General features: G+C 38.8%; 9 protein-coding genes. 7 read left to right on the top strand and 2 right to left on the bottom strand.

From position 1 onward, the window contains the following. Positions 1-2 precede the first annotated feature (2 nt). Together istB and istA are read right to left on the bottom strand one after the other, a co-directional pair. Positions 3-773, bottom strand: coding sequence for an IS21-like element helper ATPase IstB (istB, locus tag ACZ42C_RS08120; protein ID WP_441163746.1), 771 nt, complete (start codon positions 771-773; stop codon positions 3-5). After that, positions 770-2,356, bottom strand: coding sequence for an IS21 family transposase (gene istA / locus ACZ42C_RS08115; RefSeq protein WP_464891327.1), 1,587 nt, complete (start codon positions 2,354-2,356; stop codon positions 770-772). Before istA ends, istB begins: the two co-directional genes overlap by 4 nt. Positions 2,357-2,423: 67 nt before the next feature. Between istA and ACZ42C_RS08110 the strand changes: the two genes are divergently transcribed. From ACZ42C_RS08110 to sufC, 7 genes are all read left to right on the top strand, one after another. Next, on the top strand, positions 2,424-3,056 hold the full coding sequence (locus ACZ42C_RS08110) for a hypothetical protein (protein WP_464891345.1): 633 nt from the start codon (positions 2,424-2,426) through the stop codon (positions 3,054-3,056). A 67-nt stretch (positions 3,057-3,123) separates the two neighbouring features. Then, positions 3,124-4,344: a M16 family metallopeptidase gene (locus tag ACZ42C_RS08105; protein ID WP_461183460.1), complete on the top strand. Its 1,221-nt coding sequence runs from the start codon at positions 3,124-3,126 to the stop codon at positions 4,342-4,344. Positions 4,345-4,435: 91 nt separating this feature from the next. Next, positions 4,436-5,182: a hypothetical protein gene (locus ACZ42C_RS08100; protein ID WP_461183459.1), complete on the top strand. Its 747-nt coding sequence runs from the start codon at positions 4,436-4,438 to the stop codon at positions 5,180-5,182. A gap of 59 nt (positions 5,183-5,241) precedes the next feature. Then, positions 5,242-5,949, top strand: coding sequence for an ATP-binding cassette domain-containing protein (locus ACZ42C_RS08095; RefSeq protein ID WP_461183458.1), 708 nt, complete (start codon positions 5,242-5,244; stop codon positions 5,947-5,949). A gap of 428 nt (positions 5,950-6,377) precedes the next feature. Then, complete coding sequence (gene uvrB, locus ACZ42C_RS08090) at positions 6,378-8,357, top strand: excinuclease ABC subunit UvrB (protein WP_461183457.1); 1,980 nt, start codon at positions 6,378-6,380, stop codon at positions 8,355-8,357. A gap of 6 nt (positions 8,358-8,363) precedes the next feature. Further along, positions 8,364-11,240, top strand: coding sequence for an excinuclease ABC subunit UvrA (gene uvrA / locus ACZ42C_RS08085; RefSeq protein ID WP_461183456.1), 2,877 nt, complete (start codon positions 8,364-8,366; stop codon positions 11,238-11,240). A 221-nt stretch (positions 11,241-11,461) separates the two neighbouring features. Further along, positions 11,462-12,247: a Fe-S cluster assembly ATPase SufC gene (gene sufC, locus ACZ42C_RS08080; RefSeq protein WP_461183455.1), complete on the top strand. Its 786-nt coding sequence runs from the start codon at positions 11,462-11,464 to the stop codon at positions 12,245-12,247. The last annotated feature ends 10 nt before the right edge of the window (positions 12,248-12,257 follow it).

Raw genomic sequence — 12,257 nt, 5'->3', positions numbered from 1 at the left:
AATTAATTCTGGACACTTTTTTCCATAAAAATGGAAGAACGATGTTTCATCCGATAACTGTCATCATTTTGAAAATGAAGTACTTCTGCACGGTGTAAAAGTCTGTCCAGGATGGCTGTTGTTAGTCCGGGATCTCCTAATAATTCTCCCCATTCATTCGGCCCTTTATTTGATGTTAATATCACGGAAGCCTTGTCATAAAGGTCGTTGATCAGGTGAAAAAATAGATTTGCTTCCCGTGTATCCATGGCCATGAACATTAAGTCATCAATGATGACGAGATTGGCGCCCCGGATGCGTTTCATCCTTGTCTGGGACTTTCTTGTAACTTCCTCCGTCTTTAACGTATGAATAAGTTGACCCATGGATATGAAGGCAACCTTATAACCCTGATGGATTGCTTCTATTCCCAATCCCGTTGCCAAGTGAGTTTTCCCCACGCCCGGAGGGCCCAAAATAATTAAATTGTACAGCTGGTCCAGCCATGTAAACTCGGTTAGTTGCTGGAGCTGTTTCTTGCTTAAGGATTGTTGTTCATCCAACTCAAACGCCTCTATCGTTTTGTAAGTAGGGAATGCTGCCCATTTCAAACGTTTTTCAATTTGTTTCTCTTCGCGGCGTTTCTGTTCATATGCAGTTAGATGATGTAAGAAAGTCCGGTATGTCCAATCTTCTGATTCAGCTTGCTGAATCAGAGAAGGCAAATGTGCTGCCGTCTCTGATAGCCTTAAAGAACGAAGTTGTTGTTGTAACTGTTCAAGAGAATATTTCATACCGTTACACCTTCTTTTAACACATTTAGATAACGATCCAATTCCCTTGTCTCTGCCTTTGTGTTTAATAATGCCGGATCAACGTAATGCAGTGTTTTGATTTCCTCACTTGCAGCTGTTTGGTCGGAATCGGATGGATGCTGCCGCTGAACGAATGCCACCACATCACGAAACTCTGTTGCGCTGTACAATCCGCGCTTTACACATTCTGATAACGCTTCGTTTCGGATGGCTTGATCCACCGACTGAGAAGCTTTTAATACCATCTTTAACTGATCTCTCACATAACGCGGATATCTTTGATGAATCTCCTCCAGGAAAGCCGTGGCTGTTTCCTTATCCTCAAACCCTTCGGAAACAGTGGCAATATAAGCTGGAATGCCTTTGGAACGATCCCGCATATGTTGGGTAGCCTGTATAAGTTTCCCTTTTTCAGTAGAAATGAGATGATCTGCAATAATCGGCCCATCCGATTGCTCTCGTATAACTAAACGGTTTCCATCTGTTACCTCGATAATGACCTCTTTATTTATTTCATAGGTACCAAGAGGAACCGAGTAGCGATTGGATTCATACATAATCGTATTGTCCTTTCGCACCGTTCTTGTTATACTTGAGGCAATACTTGTTATAGAAATTTTTTTGGTGATCGGTCTGAGGTGTTGCTTCTCTAATTTGAACACTTCAGCCGGTCTCTTTTTTGTTGTATTATGCACGTTCCCATTTCCTGTTCTCTCCAGCCATGCTAAACAATCATCATTCCATTTGTCTATGTGTTGAAATACTCGGTTTCTAGCGAAATTTTTCTTTACAAAGCCAACCACATTTTCAATTCTCCCTTTGCTCTCCGGATCGGCTTTCCTACAGATAAAAAATTTAAGTTTACGCTCATCGCGATAAGCCTGAAACTCACTTGTCAGTATTAAATCACCTGCATTCTCACTCACCACGAGCAGGGAATCCTGGTCATAGACAAGTTCATAGGGGATGCCGCCATAATATTGAAATACATGTTCATGCGCTTGAATCACATCTTTTGTGGTAAATGGCCTGTCCAACCACTCTACATATTTATATCTGGAGTGCGAAAGCACGAAACTGATAAAGTATAGCTTGATTACCTTTCCTTGAGACGTTTTCTGTTTTGTTTCCCCAAAATCAACTTGCGCCTGTTCGCCCATTGGCGGATCAGGAATAGCCTGATAGACACGTTTAGGCTCTGTTTTAGGAATACCATATTTATCTCTAAGGTCTTTGACATAACTTCTCACTGTGCTGTCTCCAACAACTAACTTGGGAAATCTCTCCTTCAGCCAGTCATGGATCTGTGATGCCGATAGGTCAGGATGTTCACTAAGCCACGTGTGAATGAGCATTTCATATGGATCCAATTTCCTGGCTCGCGTTTTGGTGGATGCCATCCACTCCGTAATTTCCTCCGGTGACTTCTCCAAATATTTATACACTGTTGTCCTTGATACCCCCAGCTTTCTGGCAATTCGTCGTATCTTAAATCCCTGTTCTTTTAATTGCTTGATCTTCATGTACATTTCTAGAATTTCCACCTTTTCTCTTTCCCCCATTACATATAATCAACATAAATGATTATATCCTAATGAAGCGAATTTTTATTGGGCAACGGCCGCCGCGATGCATTTGAGAGATGCTGCCCCTCCCCGGGGCAGCATCTCTCAAATGCAAATACTCCCCCAAAAAAGTGTCCATTCTTATCTAGCAGAAATGGTCTATTATAGTTTAGCAGTTACAGAATACTATAAAGCGATTGGATTAAGTGCTAATAAATGTATTGTTAATGCAACAATTGGTTCTTTAGAAGAATTATTTCAAAGTTTTTCGGATGATTGGACTAAACAACATTTTGAAAGTAAAGATCATTTTGATAAATTTTCCAAAAATATATTTGATGACGGTCTTGATATTTATAAAGATTACTATTTTAAAATCTCTCCTGATGATTTTTATAAGGAATATGAATTTCTTATTAAAAATAGTCCAAAACAAAATATTAATAATTCTAGATCTTATGATACAGCTTTTAAAAACATAGTTAAAGTTATTTCTGAAGAGTTAAGTTTAGAAGTATTTTGTTGCTTTATACCATGCACACTAAATCATTTAAAGACTAAAATTGTAAAAGTATACTCACCTGATGGATATCCTCATATGTTACCTAAATATTTTACAGAAGAAGAAACTAAAATAAAGTTTAATCACGATACAGTATTATTTCCTAATCAATATAGACAAATTCCTTTTCCATAAATTATAATTTTAATAGATTAAAAATATAAAGATAGAAATAAATAGTGTTAAGTGAGGGGAGGAGAATATGGAAATTATTACGCTAGATAATGGAATAAGAGTTGTTGTTGACCCAGTTAGCCATTTTAAAACTTTTTCAGTGGGCTTTTTTATAAAAATTGGTTCAAAATATGAGAATAAAGATGAGCATGGGATTACACATTTAATTGAACATATGTTATTAAAAAGTAATTTGTACCAAAGCAAAAGTAGTATTCAAAGCTATTTTGACAGCATTGGTGCAGAACTAAATGCCTTTACAACTAAGGAATATGTTTGTATATTTGCTAGATCGTTAAAACAGTTTTCCGAAGAAATTATACAACAACTTTATAATATGGTGATGTTTCCATTATTTGATAATGATGAAATTGAAAATGAAAAAAAGGTTATTTATAAGGAAATAAGTCAGCATAATAATAACTATTCAAATCTGGCAACGAATAACATAGTAAAGTGTTCTTTTAATAAGCATCCTTTATCACAGAATATTATAGGAACTAAATATTCTGTATCCAGTTTAAATAGGCAGGATCTTATGAATTATTATAAAAAAAGGCTTAACCATGAAAACCTCGTTATTTCAATGTCAGGTAATATAAATACTGATATCATAGAGGGTTTACAAAAATTGGATTTTATAAATAATAGTTGTTTTACAGAAAGACAGCTGGAGGATGTAACTTTTCATTCAGGTAAACAAATTGAGAAAAAAGAAGGATTATCTCATGCTTACATAAATATCGCATATCCTGGTGTACCTTTAAACAGTGATAAATTAACTAGTTTAAATTTAGTTAGTAGTGTCATTGGCCATGGATATAGTTCATTATTATATAATAAGTTTAGAGATGAAAAAAACCTTGTTTATTCAATATATTCTAGACCATTAATTTATAAAGAAGGTGGACTTTTAATTATTCATACATCCACTGTAAATTCTTTTTCTAATGATTTACCTAGAATGATAAATCAGGAAATTAAGAAGAAGGTCTGGGAGGGGATAAGCAGTGATGAACTAAATAAAAGTATAGCTATTTTAAAGACCAAAATATCTATAGGCTTAGAGGATTCTAAAATGCGGATGCTTGAATTAGGAAAGAAGGTTATTTTGGATATTAATAATAGTTTAAGTATTAATGATTATGAAAAACTATTAAATCAGATCAGTATTGATGATTTAAACAAATTCTTAACAGTGTTTTTATTAGAGGAACCATCCGTATCAATTGTAAAAGGGATAACTTGAAGAAAATAAAAGTTAAAATTTTCGAATGTTGTTTAAATGGGTTTTTAAGTTAATGCAACACTAGTAAAGCTAAAAAGGAATGACCATAAAAATGAAGCCGACTATTGGAATGTTTTTACTAAATATAAAGATCCTTTCATCAGAAAAGATTGTTTTCATTTGGAGCATTGTTTTGCCAACATTTATCTTTATTATGTTCGCTTTTCGATATTCTTTATCTAGCTTAAACACCGTAGAAACAATTGAATTCTTAAGTTATTTTTGGGCATTTATTATCATTAGTTCGACAAGTAATGGTATAGGAATTCATCTTTCTAAGTTGAGGAATTATGGGTTATTAAAGACATATACGTTAATTGCTGGTGGAAAACGACCTATAGTTTATGGAGTTATAATTACACAATTAGTATTTTCAGCAATTAGTTTAGGAACATTTACCGTGTTTGTCAGCATTTTATATCAATTAAACGCTCTAGTGTTAACATCAGCGGGTATATTACTATTACTGATTACTTTTATCCCATTAACGCTATTTTCTTTTATTTTAACTTATCCTCCGATGAAAGACACATCATTATCAACTATTTTTAATTTTTTACTTTACATCTTATTCTTTTTATCATTTTCAAATGGTAACATAATTATTGATATTATAAATTATATTAATCCTTTTGTGTTTGTAATGAGTATAGGCGAAATCATGTTATCTGCTAATCAATTTTCAGTTACTATAGGGTCGTTTAATTATACTAACCTAATTTTTATTTTATTATTAAGCCTGATAGGAGTTTATTGTTATAAAAAGCTTAACTTGGTATCAGAGGAATATCGTTCTTAAAAGTGTATATTAGTATGTTTAGAGATCTTTTTAAATTACTCAACCGAGGTGTAATTTTTATGTATAGTGTGGAGAACTTAAGCTTTTCTTATAAAAAGGCGAATTATGATGTCTTAAAGGATATCTCTTTTGATCTTAAAAAGGATAAAGTAAACGCAATTGTAGGAGTAAATGGTGCTGGAAAAACTACTCTGTTTGACTGTATAACAGGTATCCTACCCGCTAAAAAAGGGATCATAAATATACCACCTACCAAAGAAGTTCTGTATCAAACTCAGTCCCTTTTCTTTTCACCAGCAATAAAAACAAAGGATTTTGTAAATTTTCTCCGTCGTTTGGACAGTAAACCAGGAATCAAAAACAGTGATGAATTTGGTGAGATTTATACTGGGAAGGATTTTATACGGATCCAAGATTTGTGGAATGTCAAATTAGGTACTATGTCCGTTGGGGAGAGAAAATGGGTGTTTATGGTTATGCTTAGTGGATTAGAACGATCACTCTATCTTTTTGATGAACCGATGAGTGGTGTAGATCCATCATCTAGATTAAGGATGACAAAAAGGATAAAGGAATTAATATATGAAAGAGGAAAAATCTGTGTTATTTCAACGCATCAACTGCATGATTTGTCTTCAATGGATTGCCATATTATTATTTTACATAATGGTATGATTAAATATGAAGGGGATTTCAAAGATTGGTTAAAGGAAAGTGGTACTGATAATCCTGATCAAGCATTTGATCTTATTTGTGGTAGTGGATAGTCTATTAGAATTAAGAAAAATACAGTGGTATAAATCATTACATTATTCAAGACACGTACTTCCAATTAATAAACCAAAATCTGTTATAATAAATCTAATCAACTCTACTGCCCTTATTACCAGAATGAAAATATAAATGGAAGCAGAAAGCTAATACTACCTAAAGACTGTTGAATTAGCTAATTTAAGAATTCATACATCCTCTTATTCATCCGTTTTACAATCAACACATGTAAATATATAATAAACTGGAAAGCATTAGCCTGGGGGACGCTAATGTTTTTTCGTGCGTAATCAATGATTCCATCATCAGAAATAAGGGTAAAATAATACCAAGCGAAATCAATAGAATATTTGTTCGTTTTTTGTTAAAATAGATGTGTTGTTATGTTATAATCATAGCAGGAAAAAGAACGGAGGCATAAGCAGTGGAGAAATTTGAACTTATATCACCTTATAAGCCCGCAGGTGATCAGCCTCATGCGATAAAGGAAATTACGAAAAAAATTCTTGACGGTCAGCGTCACCAGACATTGCTTGGTGCGACAGGGACCGGGAAGACATTTACGATGTCCAACGTCGTGAAGGAAATTAACCGGCCCACCCTTGTCATGGCCCATAATAAAACACTGGCAGGACAGCTGTACAGTGAATTTAAAGAGTTTTTTCCCAATAATGCTGTTGAATATTTTGTCAGCTATTATGATTATTATCAGCCGGAAGCCTATGTGCCTTCCACGGATACGTTTATTGAAAAAGACGCAAGCATCAATGATGAGATTGATAAACTGCGCCACTCGGCAACCTCTGCCCTCTTTGAGCGGAACGATGTCCTTATTGTTGCCAGTGTATCCTGTATTTATGGGTTGGGTTCACCGGAAGAATATAAGAGTCAGGTTTTATCACTGAGAATGGGTATGGAAAAAGACCGGGATCAGCTGTTAAGGGATCTCGTTGATATACAATATGCAAGAAATGATCTCAACTTCGTTCGCGGTACCTTTCGTGTCCGCGGGGATTCGGTTGAAGTCATCCCTGCCTCCCGGGAGGAACATTGTATCCGTATTGAGTTTTTCGGAGATGAAATTGACCGGATTCGTGAAGTCGATGCATTAACAGGAGAAATCATCGGAGACAGAGAACATGTGGCTATTTTCCCTGCCTCCCACTTCGTTACCCGTGAGGAAAAAATGAAAAAAGCCATTAAAAATATTAAAAATGAGCTGGATGAAAGGCTGGAGGAGCTGCGGGGCCAGAATAAACTGCTGGAAGCCCAGCGTTTGGAGCAACGGACGAATTATGACCTGGAAATGATGGAGGAAATGGGCTTTTGTTCGGGGATCGAAAACTATTCCCGGCATTTAACTTTCCGAAATGAAGGAGATACACCGTACACACTCCTCGATTTCTTTCCGGAAGATTACCTCGTTATTGTGGATGAGTCCCACGTCACCCTGCCACAGGTAAGAGGAATGTATAATGGGGACAGGGCTCGCAAGCAAGTGTTGGTGGACCACGGATTCCGTTTGCCGTCCGCCCTGGATAACCGTCCTTTAAAATTTGAGGAATTTGAGAAGAAAACGAACCAGCTGGTTTATATATCCGCTACACCGGGACCGTACGAACTGGAACATTCCCCAAGAATGACCGAACAGATTATCCGGCCAACCGGGCTGCTTGATCCAAAAGTGGATGTCCGTCCGATTGAAGGCCAGATTGATGACTTGATCGGGGAAATTAATACACGGACGGAGCGAAATGAACGGGTGCTGGTAACCACGTTGACGAAGAAAATGTCGGAGGATTTAACCGACTATTTAAAGGAATTGGGAATCAAGGTTGCTTATTTGCATTCGGAAATAAAAACACTGGAGCGAATAGAAATTATTCGTGACTTGCGTGTAGGTAAATATGATGTGCTTATCGGGATTAACCTGCTCAGGGAGGGGCTGGATATTCCTGAAGTGTCACTTGTTGCTATATTGGATGCGGATAAAGAAGGCTTTCTCCGCTCCGAGCGTTCGCTTATTCAGACGATGGGAAGGGCAGCGAGGAACGAAAACGGGGAAGTCGTCATGTATGCCGACAATATCACCGGGTCGATGCGGGTGGCGATTGATGAAACGAACCGGCGCCGGCAAATCCAAATGGAATTTAATAAGAAACATAATATTACACCAACGACGATTAAGAAAGATGTCCGGGATGTTATCCGCGCAACAGTAGCCGCAGAGGAACAGGAAGAATATAAGGAAACAACAAAGAGTCTGACAGAGCTGTCGAAAAAGGAAAAGACAAAGGTGATCGAAAAAATGGAAAAAGAAATGAAGGAAGCGGCCAAAGCACTGGATTTCGAGAAGGCTGCCGAGCTTCGTGATATTATACTTGAACTCAAAGCTGAAGGATGATGAAGCATGCCTGCTAAAAATATACAAATACAAGGTGCACGCGCACACAATTTAAAAGACGTGAATGTGACCATTCCGAAAAATAATCTTGTTGTTGTGACGGGGTTGTCAGGATCAGGGAAATCCTCCCTGGCATTTGATACGATTTATGCAGAGGGACAGCGTCGTTATGTTGAATCTCTGTCCGCCTATGCAAGACAATTTCTCGGACAGATGGACAAGCCGGATGTGGATGCGATTGACGGTCTTTCCCCAGCCATAGCCATTGATCAGAAAACAACTAGTAAAAATCCCCGTTCCACTGTTGGGACGGTTACGGAAATTTACGATTATCTGCGCCTTTTATATGCGCGGGTCGGCCGCCCAACCTGTCCGAAGCACGACATAGAAATCAGCTCTCAGACGGTTCAGCAAATGGTGGACCGCATCATGGAATACCCGGAACGAACCAAGATGCAGATTCTTGCGCCTGTCGTATCAGGGAGAAAAGGAGAGCATGTCAAAGTATTCGAGAAGCTGAAACAGGAAGGCTATGTCCGTATTCGTGTTGATAAAGAAATGCGGGAAGTATCCGAAGAGATTAAACTGGAGAAGAACAAAAAACATTCCATTGAAGTGGTGGTTGACAGAATTGTTGTCAAGGGTGGAATTGCCGGCCGTTTGAGTGATTCAATCGAAACAGCGCTGGAGCTGGGCGGGGGAAATATTATTGTGGACGTGATTGGGGAAGAAGAATTGACTTTCAGCGAAAACCACGCCTGTCCGATTTGCGGTTTTTCCATCAGTGATCTGGAACCGCGTCTCTTTTCCTTTAACAGCCCGTTTGGTGCTTGTTCGACGTGTGATGGACTTGGTTCCAATCTGGAAGTGGATCTCGATCTTGTTATTCCTGATTGGGACCTGACCCTGAATGAACATGCCATCGATGCCTGGAAGCCGATCAGCTCCCAATATTACCCCCAGCTGCTCAAAAGTGTCTGCAGCCACTATGGCATTGATATGGATATCCCGGTTAAGGATATTCCGAAAGAGCAAATGGATGTCATTTTATACGGAAGCGGCAAGGAGAAAATACATTTCTATTATAAGAACGACTTCGGGAAAATCCGTGATACCGATATTCTTTTTGAAGGGGTAATGAACAATATTTCAAGACGATATCATGAGACAAGCTCTGACTTTATCCGCGAAACTCTGGGGAAATTTATGGCACAGAAAGCATGCCCTTCATGTTCCGGGTACAGGCTGAAAGAGGAAGCATTGGCTGTATTGATAAAAGGTCTTCATATCAGCAAAGTAACCGATTTTTCCATTGTGGAAGCAAAGGAATTCTTTGCTGATCTTCCTTTGACGGAAAAAGAAAGACAGATTGCCAAAATGATATTAAAGGAAATCGATAATCGGCTTGAATTTTTGAATAATGTCGGTTTGGATTACCTCACTTTATCAAGGGCAGCAGGGACTCTTTCCGGAGGGGAAGCCCAGCGGATCCGGCTGGCAACACAGATTGGTTCCGCATTAACCGGTGTTTTGTACGTACTGGATGAACCATCCATAGGCCTGCACCAACGGGATAACGACCGTCTGCTCAATACACTGAAGAAAATGCGCGATCTCGATAATACGCTTATTGTTGTGGAACATGATGAAGATACGATGATGGCCGCTGACTGGCTGATAGATATCGGGCCGGGCGCCGGGGAACACGGGGGCGAAATTGTTGCAAGCGGCCCGCCGGAAGAAGTGATGAAAAACAAGCAGTCATTGACTGGAAAATACCTGGCAGGCGATAAATTCATTCCGGTGCCAACCAAACGAAGAAAGAAAGGGAAAAAGAATATTGAAGTGCTCGGTGCTGCAGAAAACAATCTGAAGAATGTCCGGACCAAATTTCCGATTGGTTTATTAACTGTAGTAACCGGGGTTTCCGGTTCAGGAAAGAGTACACTTGTCAATGACATATTGTATAAATCATTATCCAAAGAGCTGTACAAGAGCAAGCTGAAACCCGGGAAGCATAAAAAAATTAAAGGGATGGAGCACATTGATAAGGTGATTGATATTGATCAGTCCCCGATAGGAAGAACACCGCGATCAAACCCGGCAACATATACGGGAGTATTTGATAATATCAGAGACGTGTTTGCCCAGACAAATGAAGCAAAAGTCCGGGGTTATAAAAAAGGGCGTTTCAGTTTTAATGTGAAAGGCGGTCGCTGTGAAGCATGCCGTGGCGATGGGATCATTAAAATAGAAATGCATTTTCTTCCGGATGTGTATGTGCCATGTGAAGTTTGCCAGGGTAAACGCTATAACAGAGAGACATTGGAAGTTAAATATAAAGGTAAGAACATTGCTGATGTGCTTGATTTAACAATAGAAGAAGCATTGGACTTTTTCGAGAACATTCCTAAAATAAAGCGTAAAATGCAGACCATTTATGATGTAGGGCTTGGTTATGTTAGACTTGGACAATCAGCAACAACTCTTTCCGGCGGAGAGGCACAGCGGGTAAAACTGGCAAGTGAACTGCACCGCCGTTCCAATGGCAAATCCTTCTATATATTGGATGAACCGACGACAGGGCTGCATGCTGATGATATCGGGCGTCTCCTTCAAGTATTACAGCGACTGGTGGATAATGGAGACAGTGTTTTGATCATTGAGCATAACCTGGATGTAATTAAAACGGCGGATCATATTATTGACCTCGGCCCGGAAGGCGGAGAACGGGGCGGCGAAATAATTGCCAGCGGGACGCCCGAACAGATTGCTGAAACGGCAAACTCTTACACCGGTCATTATTTGAAAAAAGTGTTGGAGCGTGATAAAAAGCGTATGGAAAACACACTGGAGAAGAAGGAGCGAGCTTTAACAAACTAAAGGTAAAAAGGAAAGGGATAAAGGCGGGTAAAACTTCCGTTTACATGTTTTTCACACATTGGACAGGGGAGTCCGCAGTCATTTTGCACGTTTATAACAAGGTGTATTCACAAGAGTTGATATTACTTTTGAAATGATTTAAGATTGTAATGAGAATAGATTGAGAATGAAAGGCTTCATTCATAAATCAAATATATAAATAAGTATTTGGAGGTATCGACATGGCAGGATCAACACTGGAAATCAAGAATCTTCATGTTACGATTGAAGACAAAGAGATATTAAAGGGAGTAGACCTTACAATAAAGGGTGGAGAATTCCACGCAGTAATGGGACCAAACGGTACAGGGAAGTCCACTTTGGCTTCCGCGGTAATGGGACATCCGAAATATGAAATTACAGAAGGAAGCATCCACTTGGATGGGAAAGATGTGCTCGAAATGGAAGTGGATGAACGTGCACGTGCTGGACTTTTCCTGGCAATGCAATATCCAAGTGAAATCAGCGGTGTAACTACTTCGGATTTTCTGCGTTCTTCCATTAATGCAAAGCGTGAAGAAGGCGATGAGATTCCACTTATGCAGTTCATTAAAGAAATGGATAAAACTTTGGACTCCCTGGAAATCGATAAAAATATGGCACAGCGTTACTTAAATGAAGGGTTCTCAGGCGGGGAGAAGAAGCGTAATGAAATTCTTCAATTAATGCTGTTAAAACCTGAAATTGCCATCCTGGATGAAATTGACTCCGGATTGGATATTGATGCTTTGAAAGTTGTTTCCAAAGGAATTAACCAAATGCGCAGCGAAAACTTTGGCTGCTTGATCATTACTCACTATCAGCGTTTGCTGAACTATATCGAACCGGATTTTGTTCATGTTATGATGCAGGGACGTGTTGTGAAATCAGGCGGACCTGAGTTGGCACAGCGTCTGGAATCGGAAGGCTATGAATGGATCAAGGAAGAATTGGGTATCGAAGACGAAACAGTAGGGCAAAACGCGTAAAGCAAGGAGG

The sequence above is a fragment of the Virgibacillus kimchii genome (assembly GCF_055379185.1).
This window is presented reverse-complemented; position numbering and strand designations above follow the sequence as displayed.